At 58.1% G+C, this 20,155-nt stretch carries 19 protein-coding genes; 4 read left to right on the forward strand and 15 right to left on the reverse strand.

Translation table 11 applies throughout. From position 1 onward, the window contains the following. Window positions 1-32 precede the first annotated feature (32 nt). Window positions 33-440: a hypothetical protein gene (locus WM42_RS03300; protein ID WP_061921012.1), complete on the forward strand. Its 408-nt coding sequence runs from the start codon at window positions 33-35 to the stop codon at window positions 438-440. A 43-nt stretch (window positions 441-483) separates the two neighbouring features. Here the strand turns inward: WM42_RS03300 and WM42_RS03305 are convergent, their stop codons facing one another. The 9 genes from WM42_RS03305 to WM42_RS03345 form a co-directional block, all read right to left on the reverse strand. Next, window positions 484-837, reverse strand: coding sequence for a hypothetical protein (locus WM42_RS03305; protein WP_062035669.1), 354 nt, complete (start codon window positions 835-837; stop codon window positions 484-486). Between the two features lie 125 nt (window positions 838-962). Then, window positions 963-3,521: a preprotein translocase subunit SecA gene (gene secA / locus WM42_RS03310; RefSeq protein WP_061921008.1), complete on the reverse strand. Its 2,559-nt coding sequence runs from the start codon at window positions 3,519-3,521 to the stop codon at window positions 963-965. 213 nt (window positions 3,522-3,734) lie between these two features. Further along, window positions 3,735-4,382 carry a ribosome hibernation-promoting factor, HPF/YfiA family gene (hpf, locus tag WM42_RS03315; protein WP_062035670.1) on the reverse strand — a complete coding sequence of 216 codons (648 nt, stop codon included), beginning with the start codon at window positions 4,380-4,382 and terminating at the stop codon, window positions 3,735-3,737. A 199-nt stretch (window positions 4,383-4,581) separates the two neighbouring features. Continuing rightward, a complete protein-coding gene (locus tag WM42_RS03320) occupies window positions 4,582-5,271 on the reverse strand; it encodes a ComF family protein (RefSeq protein ID WP_235591305.1) in 690 nt (229 codons plus the stop codon). Between the two features lie 29 nt (window positions 5,272-5,300). Then, the gene (locus WM42_RS03325; protein ID WP_062035671.1) at window positions 5,301-7,043 is read right to left on the reverse strand and encodes an LpqB family beta-propeller domain-containing protein; all 1,743 of its coding nucleotides are present in this window, start codon (window positions 7,041-7,043) and stop codon (window positions 5,301-5,303) included. Then, window positions 7,040-8,737: an MtrAB system histidine kinase MtrB gene (gene mtrB, locus WM42_RS03330; protein ID WP_062035672.1), complete on the reverse strand. Its 1,698-nt coding sequence runs from the start codon at window positions 8,735-8,737 to the stop codon at window positions 7,040-7,042. Before mtrB ends, WM42_RS03325 begins: the two co-directional genes overlap by 4 nt. Before the next feature lie 93 nt (window positions 8,738-8,830). Continuing rightward, window positions 8,831-9,523 (reverse strand): MtrAB system response regulator MtrA, encoded by a 693-nt coding sequence (gene mtrA, locus WM42_RS03335; RefSeq protein ID WP_062035673.1) that lies wholly within the window; start codon window positions 9,521-9,523, stop codon window positions 8,831-8,833. A gap of 4 nt (window positions 9,524-9,527) precedes the next feature. After that, window positions 9,528-10,142 (reverse strand): dTMP kinase, encoded by a 615-nt coding sequence (locus WM42_RS03340; protein ID WP_062035674.1) that lies wholly within the window; start codon window positions 10,140-10,142, stop codon window positions 9,528-9,530. A gap of 2 nt (window positions 10,143-10,144) precedes the next feature. Beyond that, window positions 10,145-10,498 carry a DUF4259 domain-containing protein gene (locus WM42_RS03345; protein ID WP_062035675.1) on the reverse strand — a complete coding sequence of 118 codons (354 nt, stop codon included), beginning with the start codon at window positions 10,496-10,498 and terminating at the stop codon, window positions 10,145-10,147. A gap of 550 nt (window positions 10,499-11,048) precedes the next feature. Here WM42_RS03345 and WM42_RS03350 point away from each other — a divergent pair. Beyond that, window positions 11,049-11,864, forward strand: a complete 816-nt coding sequence (locus WM42_RS03350; RefSeq protein WP_062035676.1) for a hypothetical protein — start codon at window positions 11,049-11,051, stop codon at window positions 11,862-11,864. A gap of 138 nt (window positions 11,865-12,002) precedes the next feature. Further along, the gene (locus WM42_RS03355; RefSeq protein ID WP_062035677.1) at window positions 12,003-12,956 is read left to right on the forward strand and encodes an ornithine cyclodeaminase family protein; all 954 of its coding nucleotides are present in this window, start codon (window positions 12,003-12,005) and stop codon (window positions 12,954-12,956) included. 58 nt (window positions 12,957-13,014) lie between these two features. Here WM42_RS03355 and manA read toward each other — a convergent pair whose 3' ends face one another. Together manA and WM42_RS03365 are read right to left on the reverse strand one after the other, a co-directional pair. Next, window positions 13,015-14,271, reverse strand: coding sequence for a mannose-6-phosphate isomerase, class I (gene manA, locus WM42_RS03360; protein ID WP_062035678.1), 1,257 nt, complete (start codon window positions 14,269-14,271; stop codon window positions 13,015-13,017). Between the two features lie 18 nt (window positions 14,272-14,289). Next, window positions 14,290-15,327 carry a hypothetical protein gene (locus WM42_RS03365; RefSeq protein WP_062039099.1) on the reverse strand — a complete coding sequence of 346 codons (1,038 nt, stop codon included), beginning with the start codon at window positions 15,325-15,327 and terminating at the stop codon, window positions 14,290-14,292. A gap of 135 nt (window positions 15,328-15,462) precedes the next feature. Between WM42_RS03365 and cobA the strand changes: the two genes are divergently transcribed. Next, complete coding sequence (gene cobA, locus WM42_RS03370; RefSeq protein WP_062035679.1) at window positions 15,463-16,227, forward strand: uroporphyrinogen-III C-methyltransferase; 765 nt, start codon at window positions 15,463-15,465, stop codon at window positions 16,225-16,227. A gap of 12 nt (window positions 16,228-16,239) precedes the next feature. Here the strand turns inward: cobA and WM42_RS03375 are convergent, their stop codons facing one another. Genes WM42_RS03375 through WM42_RS03385 form a run of 4 tightly spaced genes read right to left on the reverse strand, consistent with a single transcriptional unit; the run spans window position 16,240 to window position 19,944 of the window. Beyond that, entirely contained in the window at window positions 16,240-17,280 is a 1,041-nt protein-coding gene (locus WM42_RS03375; RefSeq protein WP_062035680.1) for a sulfite exporter TauE/SafE family protein, read from the reverse strand. A gap of 5 nt (window positions 17,281-17,285) precedes the next feature. Then, a complete protein-coding gene (locus WM42_RS03380) occupies window positions 17,286-17,999 on the reverse strand; it encodes a sirohydrochlorin chelatase (protein ID WP_062035681.1) in 714 nt (237 codons plus the stop codon). After that, entirely contained in the window at window positions 17,996-18,271 is a 276-nt protein-coding gene (locus tag WM42_RS12880) for a hypothetical protein (protein WP_082787626.1), read from the reverse strand. The genes WM42_RS03380 and WM42_RS12880 overlap by 4 nt, the downstream gene beginning before the upstream one ends. Continuing rightward, window positions 18,268-19,944: a nitrite/sulfite reductase gene (locus WM42_RS03385; protein WP_062035682.1), complete on the reverse strand. Its 1,677-nt coding sequence runs from the start codon at window positions 19,942-19,944 to the stop codon at window positions 18,268-18,270. The genes WM42_RS12880 and WM42_RS03385 overlap by 4 nt, the downstream gene beginning before the upstream one ends. Window positions 19,945-20,155 lie beyond the last annotated feature (211 nt).

The following is a 20,155-nucleotide window of genomic DNA, read 5'->3' on the forward strand; positions in this document are numbered from 1 at the left end:
TCCTGTATGACCTGCAGGAAGGCTCACTTAAGTTGTATTCACCTATCCCCGGTTTTAGCCACCTCAAGCTCTATACCGCGCCCGATCGAGTGCGCTATGAGAGAAAGCCCACGGAAGAAGACCTTTCCGCCCGCAAGGAAATCCTCGACCTTGTCATCTTCGCACTGGAGGTTACGGGCGGGCTGCGCCCACTACATCATCTAGCGGGCAATAAATACAACCGCGATATCAAAGTGCATTTACGCGCTTGGGCGCTCAATCACCGACCCCACGATAGGCCGCTGCGCGCACAGCTGCGAAGCCTGCACGCCCGTGCTAACGGTGAGTTCTTTGGCTCAGCCGATATTGGCGGCAAACACCATGGTTTTACCGGCTCCTTCAAGCACAATCGGCTAGAAGAGTTCCGCTTGCTCTCCCTTGGCCACAACCTGAATATCTAGGATTAAGGGGGCAGGACTCGCACCAACTACTTAGGGCCAAATATTAAAGCGAACCGAGGCGCAGAAGGATGTCGGTCCAATCCACCGAGGTCCATGCGTCGACGCCGAGACCAATCACAGAGGCGATGCCGCCGAAGAGCATGCCGATCTGGCCGAAGGCAGGGCGTTCTTCGGGGGTCTTACTGGGTTTTCCTTCTGCAATGCGTTCTGCGCATTCTGCAACCGTGAGATTCTCGGTTTCGGCAGCAGAAAAGTAGTCTTCCATGCCTGCAGCGACAACAGCCTCATGGCAGGAACGCGGTTCCTGCTCAACCTCGCCGTAGGCTTGTGCGGTTCCGCTCAGGAGCGTGGCAGACAAAAATGCCGAAAATCCCAGGCTGAGTGAACGACTGCGCACGGAGTTACCCTTCTTAGAAAAAGAAAATCTATTGTTAGCTTCCTTCTAGAGTATAGGAAACTGGCATAAAACTTAAAGCGCCTGACCAATTTCTTGGCCAGACGCTTCAAATGAGCTTAAATCCGTTAAGCCTCGGTGGTTTCAGGGGAAGCTGCCTGCGCTTCCTGCTGCGCCTTGAACTGCTTGCGGAGCATGAACAGCTGGCGGACGGTCTCTTCCTTGACGCCCTCATTCATGGCGTTGAACATCTCGCCGCCTTCCTTCTGGTACTCCACCAGCGGATCGCGCTGTGCCATCGCGCGCAAGCCGATGCCTTCCTTCAGGTAGTCCATCTCGTAGAGGTGTTCACGCCACTTCTGGTCGATAATAGGCAGGATGACCATGCGTTCGGTGTTGCGCATCTGGGACTCGCCGCCGATAGCGCTAACGGACTCTTCGAGTTCGTCGTACTCGTGGTTAGCATCGCTTAACAATGCATCGCGCAGCTGCTCTGCGCTTAGCTCGCCGGCAGAACCGTACTCGGTGCCCTCCACCAAGGACTCGTGGCTCATAGTCGGGCCATAGAGAGACTCCAGAGCATTCCACAGCTCGTCCAAGTCCCAGTCCTCGACGTAGCCGGTGGCAGTAGCGCCGGCAACATAAGCCGACACGGTGTCATCGATCATGTCGCGGATGTTGTCCTTGATGTCGCCAGAATCCAAGATGTCGTGGCGGGTCGCGTAGACAACCTTGCGCTGCTCGTTGAGCACTTCGTCATACTTCAGAACGTTCTTACGCATTTCGAAGTTCTGGTTCTCCACCTGTGCCTGGGCGCCCTTGATGGAGTTGGACACCATCTTCGCCTCGATCGGGACATCGTCAGGCACGTTCAGGCGGTTCATCATGTTCTCCATGGACTGGCCCACGAAGCGAACCATCAGCTCATCACGCATCGAAAGGTAGAAGCGGGTCTCACCTGGATCGCCCTGACGGCCGGAACGGCCACGCAGCTGGTTGTCGATACGGCGGGATTCGTGGCGCTCGGTGCCTAGAACATAAAGGCCGCCTGCCTCACGGACCTCGTCACCCAGGCGCTTGGAACGCTCACGCTCCTCGTCAATCTCAGCGTCCCATGCCTCCTGGTAACGCTCTTCATCCTCGAAAGGATCGAGGCCGCGCTCACGCAGCTTCTCGTCCAGAATGACCTCGGGGTTGCCACCCAGCACGATATCGGTACCACGGCCTGCCATGTTGGTAGCAACGGTTACGGTGCCAGGGCGACCGGCGCGGGCGACAATCTGGCCCTCTTCCTCGTGGTGCTTCGCGTTAAGGACTGAGTGCTTGACGCCACGCTTGGTCAAAAGCTGGGACAGGTACTCGGAGCGCTCAACGGAGGTGGTACCAACCAGGACCGGCTGACCGGCCTCGACGTGCTCAGCAATGTCATCGACGACTGCGGCGAACTTTGCTTCCTGCGTCTTGTAGATGCGGTCAGCCTGGTCAACACGCTGGTTCGGCTTGTTCGTCGGAATCGGTACAACATCGAGACCATAAATGGAGTGCAGCTCGGCAGCCTCGGTCTCTGCGGTACCGGTCATGCCGGAAATCTTCTCGTACAGGCGGAAGTAGTTCTGCAGAGTAACGGTCGCCAGAGTCTGGTTCTCGTTCTTGATCTCCACGTTTTCCTTGGCCTCAATGGCCTGGTGCATGCCCTCGTTGTAGCGACGGCCTGCCAGCACGCGGCCGGTGAAAGAGTCAACGATCATGACCTCACCGTTACGCACGATGTAGTCCTTATCGCGCGCAAACAGTTCCTTCGCCTTCAGCGCGTTGTTCAGGTAAGACACGAGCTGCGAGTGCTCTGGGGCATAGAGGTTGTCGATGCCCAGCTGGTCCTCCACGAATTCCACGCCATCCTCGAGCACACCGATGGTGCGCTTCTTGTGGTCCACTTCGTAGTGGATGCCCTCGCGCATCTTCGGCGCAATCTGGGAGAAGACGTTGTAGAACTGGGAGGTTCCGTCCACCGGGCCGGAGATGATAAGCGGGGTACGGGCTTCGTCGATAAGAATGGAGTCAACCTCATCGACGATGCAGAAGTTATGGCCGCGCTGGACGACGTCGTCAAGCGTGCGGACCATGTTATCGCGCAGATAGTCAAAGCCCAGCTCGTTGTTGGTGCCGTAGGTGATATCGCAGCCGTAGGCTTCCTTGCGCTGTGCAGGGCGCATCTCGGAAAGAATGACGCCAACGCTAAGGCCCAGCCAGCGGTGCACACGACCCATCATCTCGGCGTCACGCTTTGCCAAGTAATCGTTGACGGTAACGATGTGCACGCCCTTGCCCTCAAGCGCATTGAGGTAAGCCGGCAGCAGCGAGGTCAGAGTCTTGCCCTCACCGGTGCGCATCTCGGCAACGTTGCCGAAGTGCAGCGCCGCGCCACCCATGATCTGCACCTTGTAGTGCTTCTGATCGAGCACGCGCCAAGCGGCTTCACGGACGGTGGCAAAAGCCTCGAGAAGAATGTCATTCATCTCTTCGCCGGCCCCCAGGCGGTCCTTGAATTCCTGGGTCTTTGCCTTTAGTTCTGCATCAGATAGCGCAGCGTACTCCGCATCGAGAGCAATAACGTCATCAGCCATCTTTGCTAGGCGCTTGACGGTGCGTCCTTCGCCTGCGCGCAGCAGCTTGGAGAGTCCAAACACTTCTAGATAGTCCTTCTTGTCGCGACAAAATAGTTAACTTCTCGTCATTGTACCCACTGGGTAGTTAACGCTTGATTCCGACCACCTTATGAAACCCTGAACGTTTGCGGTGCGTCAGCAAAACTTTAGCCCCTCCTCCGCGGCGCATAGGCCCCGACAATCAGGGACTTAAGCGAACGCGGCGGAAGGGCTAAATCTTAAAAAGAGTTGGGTTTACTCCTCAGTTGCGTCCTCCGACAGGGAGATGATGCCGTAGTCGAAAGCATGACGACGGTAGACCACAGATGGCTTGTTGTTTTCTTCGTTGATGAAGAGGTAGAAGTCGTGGCCCACGAGCTCCATCTCGCTCAAAGCATCATCGACGCTCATCGGGGTAGCCGGGTGCTCCTTGGAGCGGACGATCTGGCCGGGGCGAACGTCCTCGACGGTTTCTGCATAGGGATCGATGTAGCGCTCTTCCTTCGCGCGCTCGTGCTCTGCAGCAGCAACGATCTCAGCAGCCAGCTCGCCGGTACCCTTCTGCGCGCGGTGACCGGACTTCACGTTCTCACGGCGGACCTTGACCTTACGCAGGGAACGCTCCATCTTTGCCAAAGCGGTTTCCAGCGCTGCGTAGAAGGAATCTTCCTTTGCTTCAGCGCGAGCGATGTGGCCCTTACCCGTTGCGGTGATCTGGATGCGATCAGACTCTGCTTCACGACGCGGGTTCGGCTCGTGCTGGAGCTCCACGTGGAAGAAAGTCAGAGTCGGGTCAAGGCGTTCAATCTTGGCCAGCTTTTCGGTGACGCGCTCTTGGAAGTGGTCTGGCACCTCGACGTTACGACCGGTGATGGTGACCTGAGCGTTGGTGGGCTGGGACATTGAATTGCCTCCCTTATCTCGTGGGGACTGAATGACTGCACATTCCGCAGGTGAAAGGCCCTTTCCGATGCGACTTTCCAAAATAGAAACCGGATGGTTTGGGACACTTTATCTGCTTCCCTGTGACACTCTTCATGGTAGCACTGGTCATAACCAAGGGGACCAATAGGGCCGGAATTACCCCTGCAACCAACCGAATCTAAGCTTCTGCCAGTACGATTGCCCCATCAGGGACTCCCCCGCTGCCCCGCAGACGGCTGGCGCTGGCCACCAAAGTTGCGCCGGTGGTTACCACGTCGTCGACAAGCAGCAATCGTCGTCCTACGATCCGGCTTGCAGCAGGCCTGACCTGCACCGCTGCGCGCATATTGTCCCAGCGTTGAGTTGCAGAAAGCTCGGATTGATCAGCCGCTGACTCCCGGACTTCCAATGCCTCGCATACGCTTACCCGCGGCAAGGTCTTGGCCACCTGCACGCAAATCTGCGCTACCGGGTCGCCACCGCGTGCCCGCGCCGAAGAACGCCGCGTAGGGGCTGGCACCAGCACTAATTCCTCCGGAATCTCGCCGCGCGCCCGCAAATGCTCAATGCCTGCGGCATATACTGCTGCCACATGGCTGCGCACTTTGCGGTTGCCCCGCTCCTTCATGGCCACGATGAGGTTTCGCCGCACGTCCGAATAGGGCCCGAGCGCCCATACCGGCATCCCCAATGGGACTGGCCTAGCAATCTGTTGCGGCAGCGCCCGCAAATGCAGCTGGCAACGCGCACATAGCTGTGCTGCAGCCTCTAGCTCTCCCCCGCATCCGGCACACTGATGCGGAACAACTATTTCGAACAAGGCCGCCGCACGCTGTGCCAAAACGCGCGAATCCCATTGCTTACCCACTGGTGCCACCTAACTTGTATAAGGCGCTTTTACTTGGCAACGATAGGTGAAGAACGCTGCCCCTGCAGGCCGGCAACCTCGCGCCAGAAAGTGTTGTCGGTGCTTTCGGCTGGCAGTTCCAGCAATGCGTGAGAGTCGGTGATGTAAAGCTTCGTTGGAGAAGCTGCAACTGCTACCACCGGTGCGGTCACGTTACCCGTTGCCAAAGTCGTTGCAGAAGAGCCATCCTGTTCGATGCGCCATACCGGGGAGTTCACGCTATCTGTGCCCACCATCAATCCGCCGTCGCTCATCCAATCCAGCGAAAGTGCGGTATTTTGAATCTCTTGGCTCACGCGATGCGCATTAACGATTGAGTACTTACGGTTTTTTCCGCGCACGACGACGCCGACGTAGACGTTGCCCTCAATAATCATCGCAACGCGTGCTCCGGTAGCTGAGAGGCGGATAACAGAAATCTCGCCCTGAATGCTATCCAGGCTAGAGGCATCAATTTCAGATTGATGTAGTTCGCCCTTCGCCGAGCGGGATACGCGAACAACTTTCTTGCCATCCACAACAGTCCAAACGCTCTGGCCATTTGCCTCAAAGGTCGGACGCGCCAGCGTCTTAGCCTTCAGGTCATCCTCCAGCTTTACGCCTAGCTCTCCCATGCTCAATTGATATTCATCGGAGGACTTCTTACGTATTGCGGCTACGATTCCTTCCTTGGAAATATCCGCAGACTGGACATCTGAGCCCCTGCCCAAAACGCTATTGGCTGGCTCCACCTGGTCACCTGCAACTTCAAACAAGGCTCCGTTGTTGACGGCGAAAAGCTGGGTGTCAGAGCTGACCAGATTTCCCGGGTTGAATTCGGCAAAATCGTCGACGGTCATCACGTCCAAGCCATCAACGAGAGGGCTGCCATCCGCCGTAGCTTTAACGGTGGTAGAGACACCGGCGTTGTTTAACGTCCATGTCAGCGCCGCGGCAAAGCGGAAACGCTCGTCCTTGCTCATCGAGCTCAACCCGCCGAAGTTGTAAGTGCCGTTTTCATATCCCAAGAACGTCGCCGAAGTTGGCGTTAGATCTGTAGTCGCCGGACGCAGATCAGTATTGGGGCCTTCCAACAACAAGGTGACAATTTCGCTGTCGATGGATTGCTGGCCGGTGTAGATCCAGCGCCTATCCGAAACGAGCGATTCGCCCGACTGCCCCAAGAAATAAAGCGAAATTGGCCGGTAATTATTACGCAAGTCATTGCGTTCAATGACCAACTTGGGCGGAAAATCTTGGATACGCCACTGCCCGTCCACCTTCTGCATTTGCACGGTGGCTGAATAATCGCGTCCACTCGGGGTATAAGCACCGTTAGGGCTCAAAGTACCGATATGTTTTCCACTGACTTCGAAGGTTTTATGGTCCAGGCCATTATCCGTGGTCAAGATGTCGATAGAGTCCACCACATCCACGGCTTCTTTCGGCGTCCATTGCTCTTGAGCGTCCGGTGTTAGGAAGTTGCGGGTGGATTGATAATCATTGGCCGGCTTTCCAGAGGCTTTGTAGAATTCACGCAGTACCAAGTCTGCATCCGCGCCCTGCTTCGGGGACATGATTTCCACTTGCGGATCGGCTTGCGGTGCAAAGGTGGCGATGACTTCGGGCGCAGTGTTATTCGGCAGCGTCGAGCAGCCGGCAGCCGAGAACAAGAAAAAGCCACTAAACAGCGCTAGACACTGCCGCGCCTGGTTTTTCCACTGCGTAGTCCTAGACGAGTTGGGACTATTCATCGCTGCTCCTTCTCGTCGTCTTGCACATCCTTATCCAGGTGCGCTACCTCGCTTTCGGCGACGCTACCAGAGCGATCACCGCTGGATTCAGGGCCAGGTTCCGGGGCGTCGTCAAGCACCGCGGACTCCAGCTCCACGAACTCACGCGCACGGCGCTCCGAAGGCCAGATGATGCCGACATCTTCTTGCTCCATTACCTCTGCCGTTTCCGGTTCCGGCTGCGGGGCATTGGGGACCTCAAGGGCAATCGGCTGCTCTTCGATGGCCGTGTTCGGCACGCGCGGCACGATGAGGCGGAAGCGCGAACCGACGCCGATATAACCGATGGCATCGAGCGTACCGCCGTGCAAGACCGCATCCTCGCGGGCGATGGCCAAGCCCAAACCGGTACCACCTGAATGGCGCTTACGCGAAGCATCTGCACGCCAGAAACGGTTGAATACGAGCTCTTCTTGACCGTCCTTCAGGCCCACGCCAGAGTCGGTCACCGCGATGCCCACCGCTTGATCATTTGCCTGCATATCGACGACCACGGGATTTCCCTCAGAGTGGTCGATAGCGTTGGCCAAAAGATTACGCAGAATACGCTCAATGCGGCGCGAATCCGCCTCGATAGTGACGGGCTCATCCGGCATATTAACCTGCACGTCGACGTTTAATTCCTCTGCCAGATGCTGAACCTGTGCCAGCGCAGAGTCAACACAGGAGCGGGCGTCGAATGAGGCCGTGGAAAGGTCAGCCACGCCCGCATCATGGCGCGAGATTTCCAGCAGGTCGGCGAGCAATTCCTCGAAGCGATCAAGCTCGCGAATCATCAGCGCAGATGCGCGGCGAGTATGCGGTTCAAGGGAATCCGGATCAGCAGCGATGAGGTCCGCCGCCATGCGTACCGTGGTCAACGGAGTGCGCAGCTCATGGGAGACGTCTGAAGTAAATTGGCGCTGGAGATCGCCATATTCCTCAAGCTGGTTGATCTGCTTTGAAAGCTTGTCGGCCATGTCGTTGAAAGAGCCCGCCAGACGGCCCATCTCATCATCAGAGTTGACCACCATTCGCTCGCGCAAGTGGCCTGCCGCGAGGCGTTGCGCAATGCGGGATGCGGAACGAATGGGAACGATGACCTGCTGCGTTGCCAGCCAAGCGATGCCGACCAGCAACACGACAACCACCACGCCGGCTGCCGAAAGCAAACCGCGCATGAGAGCCATTGTGGCTTCCTCAGACTCCATCGACAGCACCAGATAAACCTGGGCGTTTGGAATATCGGAATCGATAGGGGTGCCAATAATCAAGGCATTATAAGGATCGCCGCCGGGGTGATCCACGCTGGTGTATTGCTGCGCCACCTGGCCGTTAGACACCAAGTCCCGTAATTCATTGGGCAAGCGGAAGCCCTCAGGAGAGGTAGTAAGAGAGTTATCGTCGTTTTCTACGGCGATAACAGCTTCATAGGTTTCTTGGTGCTCGTTGTGATCAGCCGATAGCTGGCCGAGAGAAGAACGTGCGGAATTGATGCGCACCTGGTTCGAGTTGGCGCTGCCAGTAGCATCGATTTGCTGCTCCACGGTGGTGCGCGCGCGATCGAGCTCCTGGCGGGCTGCATCTTCTTTTTGACTGACCAAACGCTGCGTCAGCACCGAGACAAGCGCGTATGCCAACAAGAGCATGACCACCGTGGATGCCACGAGGATCATGCCGATGACCCTTGTCTGCAGCGATGTGCGCCACTTGTCTACAACGCCATCCTGCAGACGCTTAAACCAATCAAAAATAACTGCGGGTCCTCTTTATTCGCCGGTGCCAGTCTTGCCGGTCTTATAGCCAACGCCACGGACGGTCAGGACGATCTGCGGGTCTTCCGGATCGTGCTCGATCTTGGCGCGCAGACGCTGCACGTGCACATTGACAAGACGGGTATCAGAAGCATGGCGGTAGCCCCAGACGGACTCCAGCAGCGCTTCACGGGTGTGCACCTGGCCAGGCTTGCGAGCCATCTCAAGCAGCAAGTCGAATTCAAGCGGGGTAAGGGAAAGCTCCTCGCCGTCGACGCGCTTGACGGTATGTTCCGGGACGTCGATGACTAGGTCGCCGACCTCGATGAGCTCGCTGGAGGAAGAGTCGGTGCGGCGCAGGCGCGCACGAATACGCGCAACCAGCTCCTTCGGCTTGAAGGGCTTGGTGATGTAATCATCAGCGCCAGACTCCAAGCCAAGCACCACGTCGACAGTGTCCGTCTTCGCGGTGAGCATAACGATAGGAACTGCAGACTCCGAGCGGATGGCTCGGCAAATATCAACACCATTCATGCCCGGCAGCATGAGGTCAAGCAGGATGAGCTCTGGCTCGTGTTCGTGGAAAGCAGAAACTGCTTCATTGCCGTCAGTAACAGCGATGGGCTCGAAGCCTTCTGCCTCAAGAACGATGGTCAACATTTCCGAGATGGCTGGATCATCGTCAACGACCAGAATCTTCGGCGCCATTTTCCTACTCCTCTACGAGTTCCTTGACAGATTGCACAATCATATCGGTATCAGCGGTGGCGATCCAGCGTCCGCCCCACGCACGTTCCGCTAATCGACGATACGCCGCCGCAGTGTTCGACTGTAGATCACTGTCTTTTTCATAACGGTCACGGGCACGGCTGGCGTCCTCGGCTGCCCGTGCCTCGGCACGAGCTGCGGCGAGCTCGACGTCGGTGTCGAGAAAGATCTGCAGGCTGGGCTTAGGCAGCCCCAAACGCGAAAACTCAAGATCGTAGACCCAGTCTATGACCTCATCGGTACCCAAGCGCGCGGCCGAGTAGGCGGCGTTTGAGGCCACGTAACGGTCCAAAATCAGCAGTTCTTTGCCCTCTTGCGCTTCCAACAGGCGGTCTTTTGCGCCAAACCTGTCAAGAGCAAAGAGGGTAGCCATGGCATAGGCGGAATCCGTTAAGTCCCCCATCCGGCCGTAGAGAGCCTCTTGGGCCAGCTGCGCGTGCACGGATTCTTCATAGCGCGGAAAGCCCAAGACATCGACTTCCACAGAAAGCTCGCCTTTAATCCTGTTTACGAGCGTGTTCTTGCCCGCACCGTCAATTCCTTCGATGCTAACCAGCATTATTAGGACAAAGCCTCAATGAATGCTTCGAGGTCATAATCTTCTTCCACGCCCTCCAACAATTCTAGAGCCTGCTCGTTGAGCTCTTCGCTGCCGGAGCCGGCAAGTTCACGGATAAACGGATAGGAAGAAACAATTTCACCGGCGCTAAACGGCGCACCGGCCCAGATTGCGGCGATGGTCGCGGCCGCTAGCGCATTGCGCTGTTCCTCTTCAGATACGGAATTGCCATTCGTAGCCAAGGCACAAGCATCAGATACAGACTCAACGATGTCCTCGTCATCAAGGTTGGCGAGTTCATCCAGGAAATCAACGTTGACGTCATCTGCAAAGATGTCTTCGTCCCAAGCGCTCATTGCCTTCTCCTTTGATATAACGCGAAAGTTCTACTACTGGTGGCCTCCACCGCGGGCAGACAGTTGATGAAGGGGAGAAATCTTCCCGCGATGTTTACTTCTATATCTAGCCGCTGCCGCCGCTTTTGTCAGTGCGTTGCCACAGTCAATTTATACGTTAAAAACCACAGAGAGAATCATCACGCTTTAGCCTGAGCGCGGAAACAAAGGTCAAGCGCCAATTCAGTCCCGACGGACAGGCACTTTTGCCGTGTAGGACGCAAAGTTTCTCCGGCTGCGCACCGCGAAGCAGAAACCGAACTAGCTAAACCAATTTCCGAAATACTCTTTCAAGGAAACTTCCTTCTACATTGGCTACACGTAAGATGCCTATTCCACTAAATGCTCCTCCATGATATGGTCGTTACCGAGTTGTTACACATATCGGTTTCTAGCCCGCATCCCCGCTGGTCGGAAGCTATTTCTTTAAAGTCCATAATTGTAACGGTTAAAACTAAGCCATTCCCCGTAGAACCCCTCATAGATGGCTTGAGCAGGAAAGGAGCTCACGATGAAGCCCGATGCACGTCGCGTGTATGTCTTTATCGCCCTCGGTCTCCTTTTCGCGTTGTTCGTAGGCTACGGTGTCTGGCGCGTTTCCACGCCTGACACCGAGGCGTCGCACAGCACCAGCGAGTCTGTAACCCAAGTTGGCGAGACCGAATCGCAAAGCAAGCGCACCTCGCAAACCACCACCACGAGCAGCCGCCCCCACTCGAAGCACAGCAGCAAGAGCCACAAGGGCAACTCTTCCCACAAACGCGCGGCGGCACTCAAGAATGACCCATTCTTGGCCCCAAACGCCTTTACCGGCAGCACCTCTAACACTGGCCCCACGTCGGTTTACCGCCCGGAGAACCTCTCCTCCCAGTCCCACGCCACCGCGCAACAGAATGCCAACGGCACCTACGCAACGGGCTACCCACAGGAGCCTTCTAACAGCGCCCCCGGCACTGCTGCACCAACCACTTCTACGCAGGCAACTGCGCAACAGCCAACCAGCCAAGCTTCTGCACCAAACAACACGCAGCCAAGCCTGACTGAAACCGTCCGTCCAAAGCACGGGGATTCCGACTCCGGCCAGCCCACGGTAGCTCAGCCCGTCGAACCTTCCCCTTCGGGCGAAGCCACCCCAGGCAAGATGAACGGCACGGAAGCTCCTGCCACCGATACAGCGCCAGTTTCTGGAGGCAGTGGCGATACCGTCGATGCCCCGCAGCCAAGCTCCGAGCCGACCTATGCAGATACTTTTAAGGAGCCGACTGCTGTTGATGTCGAGGACACCAACATGACCGAAGCCGTCGATACCTCCGATCCAACCGGCTAATCTCCTACCCCAACGGAAGCGCCGACCACCGGCGCGACTACGGCCGCAGGTCAGGCAACTAACCTCGCCGAGGCCCCAACTACTGCCCCATAAAGCTGCTTTCTAATTGCTCCGCTGGGCGGATAAGGAATACACCCCATGCAAATCGATTTCCTAAGCGCTGAAGAGATCTACGGCTCCTTTCGCCCAACCCAAGCAGTTGAAGCCCTGCGCTCCATCGTGCAGGCAGGGTTCCGCCCCGGTGGGGATCCTGTCCGCAGCTCCCTCGCGGTCGATCACGGTAGCTTCTTGATGATGCCCGCGGCGTCTTCCGAGTTGGGCTTCGGCATCAAGTTGCTTTCGCTTACGGAAGCGGGCTACCGCCCTGATTTGCCACGCATTAAGGGAATTTATGTCCTCTTTGACCCCGAAACACTAGCCCCAGCGCAACTGCTCGATGGTCAAGCGGTGACCAATTTGCGCACTCCCGCGGTTTCGGTTGCCACAATTGTCGATTTTCTGGAAGGCCCCGGCAACGCTTCAGCCACGGCGAACGAGCCGCTGCGCGTTGTCATCTTCGGCACGGGCCCGCAAGGCCAGCATCATGAGGCAACCCTGCGCGATTGTCTGCATGGGCGCGAGCTTGAGGTGACCTTCGTTAGCCGCAGCCAGCCGGAGGAAAACCACGTTGCTGAGCATTGGGCGAAAGCCGAAAGCGTTAAGGCGCAAAAAGCCATCGCCGCGGCCGAATTAATCATCACGGCCACGAGCTCCCCGGAGCCGCTCGTTACGCTTGGCGACGTCCGCGCTGACGCCATCATCGTCGCACTGGGTTCGCACACTCCGGACGCACGCGAGCTTAGCGGCGAACTGGTGGGCGCTTCCACGGTTATCGTCGAAGATTTAGATGCCACGTTCATCGAAGGCGGCGATGTCATTCAGGCAGAGGCCGAAGGGTTTATTGAGCGCAAGGATGTAGTTTCTATGGCGGAGGTAATTCGCGGCGACGTTGAAATAACTCGCGAACGCCCCATCGTGTTCAAGTTCACCGGAATGGCCTGGGAGGATCTGGCTATCGCCCGCGCAATAGCCAGCGCCGCACAGGGCAGTTAAGCCGGCCACCCGAAGTCGGGGCCGTTTAGCGGTGACGCTACAGGTCTCCTAACAGGCCTTATACGCGAGCGATAAAGAGCTGGCTCGCCTCGCCCGCTGCAACCCGCGCCACCACGGTCTCCTCTGCTGCTGGCAGCCATGCCGCCCGCCCCGGCTGCAGCTTGAGCTCTTGGCCTTCGTTGTCACGCAGCTCCACTTCCCCACCAGTGCACAGCGCAATAGCCGGACCATCGAAGTTCAGCTCAACGGTATCGTCTGCGCAGAGCTCTACGCGGTCCAAGATGAATTCATCGATCGGCACCGGATAGGACCAAGCCTTTGCGCCGTGCAGGGTTTCTTCTACGCTCTTCTCTTTTTGCTGCACGCGCGGATCATCCACGCTTTCATAAGTGAGGACCTTGACCAATTCCGGAACATCCACGAACTTCGGGGTCAGGCCGCCGCGCAGGACGTTGTCGGAGTTCGCCATGATCTCCACGCCAAGGCCCGAGACATAAGCGTGCAGCGCGCCGGCGTTGAGGTACACAGCCTCGCCGGGCTGCAAGACCACGTGGTTGAGCAACAGCGCTCCCAAGACACCGATGTCACCTGGGTATTGCTCATTCAGGCTGATGACTGTGCGCATATCGCGTGCCATCCACGCCGCAGCCGAATCCGTGGAATCCGCTGGTTCTGCTTCAAGGCGCGAGATCAGCTTTTCACCAGCCTCGACGATTGCCGCGATGAGCTCCTTACGCTTTGTAGCCGGGATAGTGATCCAAGTGGTAAACAGCGCGCGCAAGTTTTCCGACTCCGCAGCGGCCTCCGGCAGGAGCATGTTCAGGTAGTGCTCGAGCTCAGGGCATTCCAAAGCCTTCAGCAGCTCCAGCGTGCGCTCGAGGGGCCGAAAGCCAGCCATGGCGTAGAACTCAGTGAGTGCCACTATGAGCTCCGGCTTGTGGTTGTCATCCTTGTAGTTGCGGTTCGTGGCGCTTACCTCGATACCCTGCTCATTTTCGCGGGCAAAGCCCTCTTCCGCCTGCGCCTTAGAGGGGTGCGCCTGCAAAGACAGCGGCTCTGCGGCGGCCAATATCTTCAACAAGAAAGGCAGGCGCTTGCCATAATCTTGCTGCACGCGCTTGCCCAACTGCTCCGCCGGAGCGGCTGCAATAACCTCGTCGAGACGCTGGCCATCAACGGTCGAAGGGTCCCCCGGATGCGCGCCGAACCAGAGCTCGGCTACCGGGGTATCGCTCGCGGGCTCACCTTTAAGCACAGGAATCATGGTCCTTGAGCCCCAGGAGTAGTTGCGGGTTGCGCTATTGAGCAGCTGCATTTGTATTGCTTCCTTCTTTTAAGAAATCTCGTAGGCGGTCGCGGCATAGCTGCGCGTAATGAGCTGAAGAGCGCGCGCCAATTCCCCTAAGGTGGGTTCAGGATCATTGCTCGATTCAGCGATTGAATGGGGAAGGTTCGCCTCTTCCTCTCCCCACAAAACAATTTTCAATGGTACCAAAGCATTTTCTTCTTCTGGCGCGTCTATCTGCGGGTCAAAGAATATGTCACGCACCGCTGTTCCACCTCTTTGCTGTGCGCGCTCCAAAATATGTGGCAACGCCTCAGGGTCAACAAAAGTACCGCCCAGACCATGCGCAGCCCAAACCGCGGCGGCCATGCGGGCAACCAGGGCATTGATAAATACTCCGGAACGCTCCTCTGACCAGGAATATGGGTCGACGCCGCAGGAATGAATAACCCTCGCGCCCTCCACAAATTCCCGCAGCTCGCGGCCGGGGTTAGTTGCGGAATCATGCTCTGGGCTAAGCGCCTCCAGCTCGCGGTCCACTGCGTCGGCGGCTTCCTCCAACCTGCGGGCTACGAGCTCTCCTTCTTCTTCGAGGACCGCAGCCACCGCATACAGCGCGGCGATGAACCGAGCCGGCGAGGCTCCCTCCGCCGTGGGCAAAGTGGGTGCCACAAAGGTGGACTCGGGAGCGTCCTCCACGAGCGGACCGCGCGAGGGCCCGACCAGTACAGTAGCGGCTCCCCTTTTATCCGCAGCAATAAGTGCACGGGAGGCCCAGTCACACTCCGCACGCTCACCTACCACCACGACGACATCCAAGGCACCAACAAAGTGCGGGAGTGATTCCGCCACCACCAACGGAATGCGCGCTGGCTCGGCCAGCCCTACCGCTGTATAGGCAGCCGCGCGGGCTATCTGATCAGTAGGCAAAATGACCAGGCAGCGCGGTTTAGCCCCGCCCAAAAGGCCGGCCAGCTGCGAGATAGCACCGCCTAAGACCCTGATTTGGGCTCCTTCATGAGCGACGTCGAAATAACGCACGGTTTCTGGGTCATAAGCTGCGCCATCATAGTAAGCACTATCCATGCCGCCGAGCATAGTCTGGCCCTCGGACACGCAGTAGTACTAATTAGAACTTCCCCAGCCAATTATGAATAAAACCCCAGGTATATAATCCCTTTTTGCACGTGAGGTGAAATACCTCAACTAGAATCAACCAGCATGGTTGCAGCAGAAAGTCCGCAGATTCACCCCGTCGTTTTGATTGGTGGCGGCCCCGGCGCGTGGGACCTCATCACGGTACGTGGAATGCACGCCTTGCAGGAAGCGGAGATTATCTTGGCGGATCACCTGGGTCCAGTGCAGCAGCTGGACAAGCTGTGCGACGTTGCAAGCAAAGAGCTCATCGATGTCTCCAAGCTGCCGTATAAGCGCCAAACCTCCCAAGAAAAGATCAACGAGCTCCTCATCGAGCATGCGCTTGCCGGCCGGAAAGTAGCCCGCTTGAAAGGTGGCGACCCGTATGTCTTCGGCCGCGGTTTTGAGGAGCTGCAGGCACTTACCGCCGCGTCCATTCCGGTGGAAGTAGTCCCTGGCGTTACCTCCGCCATCTCGGTTCCTGCTTTGGCAGGCGTGCCCGTCACCCAACGCGGCATCGTGCATGCATTCACAGTAGTTTCCGGCCACCTGCCGCCAGGCCACGCCAAGTCTTTGGTGGATTGGCAAGCGCTAGCGCAATCGGGGGCTACGCTCAGCATCATCATGGGCGTGAAGAATTCTGCAGCCATCGCCCAGGCCCTTATCAATGGCGGTCGTTGCACATCGACGCCTGTGGCCATCATCCAGGAGGGCACAATGGCCAGCGAAAGGGTCTACAAGTGCGTCCTCGGGGACCTCGCGGAGACTGTCAGGAAAGAGCAGGTTGCTCCGCCCGCGGTCTTCGTCATCGGCGAGGTCGCCGGGCTAAACAGCCAGGATGCGCAGTAACCGCCACCTGGCTTAGTTCGCCTGCAGCGGCGAGTACTCCGCGGCACGGCTGGGCTCCGGGGCAGTTTGCGCCACCACCTTGAAGCCGCGACCCCCGCGCGGGCGGTGTGGCACCACAACGTGAAATGCCGCATGCGCTTCGTGCTCTGCCTCCTCGGCAGCTTGTTCAGCAGCGCGCGCCGCACGTGCGCGCAAAGCACCAATCGCCGTGGCGGCCACTCCCGCTACGGCCACGAGGATCTGCACAGCCACCACGCGCCAAGGCGCGATGGCCCAACCGACGTAGGTTTCAGCACCGCTTATCACCTTGCCGATGTTCAGCGCCACAATTGCAGTTCCGACAACACCGCCCAGCACCACCGGGTTAACACGCGAAATCAACCAAGCGGCAATCGGTGCCGTAACCGCCCCGCCAACCAGCAGCGCAATCACCGCTGCCAAATTAGCCACAATGTCATTCCACAACCCCACCAGGAACCCGGCAGTCGCACCGAAAGTCACCAGGAATTCCGCCGTATTAACGGTTCCCACGATGCGCCGCGGCTGCTCTTTACCAATCGCCATCATCGTCGAGGTGGATATCGGACCCCATCCACCACCGCCCGTGGCATCGACGAATCCGCCGACTATCCCTAGACCTGCTAGAAATCCTGCGGAATGCTTGCTGCGATAGGCCGAAGGCTTCTTTTGCAGGCGCGCGAAACGCCACACGAGGTTGGTTCCAATGCCTACAAGAATTAACGCGGTTATCGGCGCCGCAGCCGCAGTCGAGATATTAGACAACACGCTCGCCCCCAGAAAGGCCGCGAGCGCCCCGGGCAGTCCGAGCTTGAATACCGTTGGCCAATGCACGTTTCCAAAGCGCCAATGGCTAATGCCTGATACCAGCGTCGTTCCGAGTTCCGCCGTGTGCACCACCGCAGAGGCTTGTGCCGGCCCAAGACCAGCCAAAAGCAGCATGGTCGTGGAGGTTACGCCGAAGCCCATGCCAATGCCGCCGTCGACAAGCTGAGCCGCAGCGCCGGCTAGAGCAATCAGAATGAACGACCGCATTTCTATTATCCGATCTGTGCAAGCATGTGAGTCTGGGTGGACAGGCCCACTGCATGGGCAAAACGGTCAGCAACGACCCCAGCAAGGTCAGTGCCTAGCGGGGAGTCTACCTGCGCAGGGGAATCCGCGAGCAGGTCCAGCAACAGCCCTGCCGTGCTAAACAGTGGCAACACCCGCACCGCACCGTGACTGCGCACCTGCTTGGCGACGCCCTCTTTCCCACCACGTGTTGCAAACACCGCCGAAGTGGACAGATGAGTGAGGCTTTCTACATTCGCAGCGAGGTCGCGCACAGCGCTATTCGCCTTCTCGTCTGAAGAGCCTACGGCATAGATGACGAGATGCTGTGGCTTCTTACCTGTCTGCGGCGCCATCGCACGCGCTGCTAGGAGCTCCGCGATGTCGGCCCCGGTGCCTAAGCCTTCTGCTTGCAGCAGCCGCAGCCCGGCGGATTGCGCAGCGCGATCGATCGCTTCCGGCACATCCACGCGCAGGTGATAGCCCCGCGTAAACAGCAGTGGTACGACCACCGCTTCCCTCTGCCCCGCGGCAGCTACTCGTTGCGCTGCAGCTTCCAAGTCAGATTCGTGAAAGTCGAGGTAAGCCGCTTCATAGGATGTGGCACCGGCAAGTGCCGCCGCCTTTCGCGTCAAAGCCTCAATGCCAAGAGCTGCCGCTGGATGGCGCGAACCATGTGAAAGCGTAATCAGTGCTCTCATCGTCTGCTCCCCACGCTTGCATCTTGCTTAGCAGCAGACAGATGCCCGCGGCGTTGTAGCGATCGTTGCAACGCCTCGTTGGAAGAAACCGTCTTGGCAGGTGCTACCGGCGCATCATCCTGACCGTGGAACATCACGGAAAAGATACGCAGGCACTCGCAGCACTTCCAAGCGAAATCGCCTTCCTCATCGGGAAAGAGGTTCATGCCGCCGCAGTAGGGGCAGTACATCGGATGGTTGCGGTTCGGATTCGGCTCGCGGCGAAAATTCACTGCAGATCTCCCTCATCTGCGCGCAGGACCCAGTGGCGGAACTGCTCGCCTTCCTCGCGCTGCTCCTTATATTTCTGCACCAACCGGATTACATAGTCTGGGACCTCATCCGCGATGACCTTGTGCCCGCGCAGCTTGCGCCCCCAGTCCGGGGAGAGCCCGAGCGCGCCGCCCAGATGCACCTGGAAGCCCTCAACACGGTTTCCTTCGGAATCAGTAACGATCTGGCCCTTCAGTCCAATATCCGAAACCTGGGAACGAGCGCAAGCATTCGGGCAGCCGTTGAGTGCGATGGAAATCGGCATGTCGAGGTCACCCAAGGTGTCTTCCAAGATGTCCACCAGCTCAATCGCCCGGGCCTTCGTGGTTACGTGCGCAAGCTTGCAGAACTCTAAGCCGGTGCAGGAAATAACGCCGCGCCGGAACTCAGATGGCTGCGAGTACAAACCGGTCTCATCGAGCGCCCGCGAAAGAGCCGGAATATCGTCTTCCTTGACGTCGAGGAAGAGAAGTTCCTTCATCGGCGTGGTGCGGATGCGGGTAATGCCGAAACGCTCCGCGACGTCGGCAATAGCGATGAGTTGCTCGCCCGTGGCATGGCCTACGGTGGGCTTGACGCCGAGATAAAAGTTGCCATCCTTTTGCCTATGCACGCCCAAGTGGTCGCGGGAGCCAGGCTCGACGGTAAGGGGCTCGCCGTCGGCAAGCGGGGCGTCCAAGTACTCGTTTTCTAGCACCTCGCGGAACTTCTTGATGCCCCACTCAGCGACGAGGAACTTCAGGCGCGCTCGATTGCGATTGCGGCGGTAGCCATAATCGCGGAAGATGCGAGCCACGCCGGCCCACACCTCCGGCACACGCTCAAGCGGCACCCAAGCGCCCAAGGACTGGGAAAGCATGGGATTTGTGGACAAGCCGCCGCCGACGAAGCAGTCGAAACCAGGGCCGTACTCGGGGTGATCGACGCCGACGAACGCGATGTCCTGAATCTCGTGAGTAACGTCCTGCCGGCGATTGCCCGAAATGGCCGTCTTGAACTTGCGCGGGAAGTTGTGGAACTCCTCGCGCGGGAGGTAATTATCCACGATTTCATCGATGGCCGGGGTGGCGTCGATGATTTCGTCTTCCGCGACGCCCGCCACCGGCGAGCCCAAGATGACGCGGGGAACGTCGCCACAGCCCAACAGAGTATCGAGGCCCACCGCGCGCAGCTTTTCCCAGATGCCCGGGACGTCCTCAATCTGAATCCAGTGCAGCTGGATGTTTTGACGGTCCGTGAAATCCGCGGTGGAACGCGCATGATCCCGCGAGATCTCCCCCACCGTGCGCAGCTGCTGCGGGCTGACGCGACCGCCGTCGAAGCGCACGCGCATCATGAAGTACTCATCCTGCAACTCCGCATTGCTGAGCTTGGAGGTTAGCTCGCCTCCCAGATTCTGGTTGCGCTGGGTATAAAGGCCAAGCCACTTAAAACGCGGCGCAAGGTCTTCCGGCGGGATGGACTTAAAGCCCTGCTTGGAGTAAATATCGATGACACGCTGGCGGGCGGAGAGACCGCCGTCCTCACGCTTGATCTCCTCGTCCGCGTTAAGCGGTTTTGTACCGTCGATTTTCCATTGTCCCTCTGGCTTGCGCGTACGAGACTTGGCGGTAGGTTTCGTTGCGGTAGTCATGGCGGTGAACAATTGCCTTTCGTAGTGGTTGCCCAAAACCTACCTGTCTAACCTCAATAGACAAAGCGGTTCGGATTAATTTCACCACTCCTTACAGTGTGACCTGCGACAACACCGCCAAGCTGGAAGAATCTAAATAACCCGGTTGCCGGATTTGCGATAGCGCGGTTCAATAAAACCCACGCTCACACAGTTTCAGCAGACTAATCAG

Origin of the sequence: Corynebacterium simulans (assembly GCF_001586215.1) — a bacterium.
Lineage (GTDB): Bacteria > Actinomycetota > Actinomycetes > Mycobacteriales > Mycobacteriaceae > Corynebacterium > Corynebacterium simulans.

Excerpts from the sequence above, each read along its gene's own strand:
- hpf (WP_062035670.1), bottom strand. The coding sequence starts at position 4,382 with ATGTCCCAGCCCACCAACGCTCAGGTCACCATCACCGGTCGTAACGTC.
- WM42_RS03325 (WP_062035671.1), bottom strand. The coding sequence starts at position 7,043 with ATGAATAGTCCCAACTCGTCTAGGACTACGCAGTGGAAAAACCAGGCG.
- mtrB (WP_062035672.1), bottom strand. The coding sequence starts at position 8,737 with ATGATCCTCGTGGCATCCACGGTGGTCATGCTCTTGTTGGCATACGCG.
- mtrA (WP_062035673.1), bottom strand. The coding sequence starts at position 9,523 with ATGGCGCCGAAGATTCTGGTCGTTGACGATGATCCAGCCATCTCGGAA.
- WM42_RS03340 (WP_062035674.1), bottom strand. The coding sequence starts at position 10,142 with ATGCTGGTTAGCATCGAAGGAATTGACGGTGCGGGCAAGAACACGCTC.
- WM42_RS03345 (WP_062035675.1), bottom strand. The coding sequence starts at position 10,498 with ATGAGCGCTTGGGACGAAGACATCTTTGCAGATGACGTCAACGTTGAT.
- WM42_RS03350 (WP_062035676.1), top strand. The coding sequence starts at position 11,049 with ATGAAGCCCGATGCACGTCGCGTGTATGTCTTTATCGCCCTCGGTCTC.
- WM42_RS03355 (WP_062035677.1), top strand. The coding sequence starts at position 12,003 with ATGCAAATCGATTTCCTAAGCGCTGAAGAGATCTACGGCTCCTTTCGC.
- manA (WP_062035678.1), bottom strand. The coding sequence starts at position 14,271 with ATGCAGCTGCTCAATAGCGCAACCCGCAACTACTCCTGGGGCTCAAGG.
- WM42_RS03365 (WP_062039099.1), bottom strand. The coding sequence starts at position 15,327 with ATGGATAGTGCTTACTATGATGGCGCAGCTTATGACCCAGAAACCGTG.
- cobA (WP_062035679.1), top strand. The coding sequence starts at position 15,463 with ATGGTTGCAGCAGAAAGTCCGCAGATTCACCCCGTCGTTTTGATTGGT.
- WM42_RS03375 (WP_062035680.1), bottom strand. The coding sequence starts at position 17,280 with ATGCGGTCGTTCATTCTGATTGCTCTAGCCGGCGCTGCGGCTCAGCTT.
- WM42_RS03380 (WP_062035681.1), bottom strand. The coding sequence starts at position 17,999 with ATGAGAGCACTGATTACGCTTTCACATGGTTCGCGCCATCCAGCGGCA.
- WM42_RS03385 (WP_062035682.1), bottom strand. The coding sequence starts at position 19,944 with ATGACTACCGCAACGAAACCTACCGCCAAGTCTCGTACGCGCAAGCCA.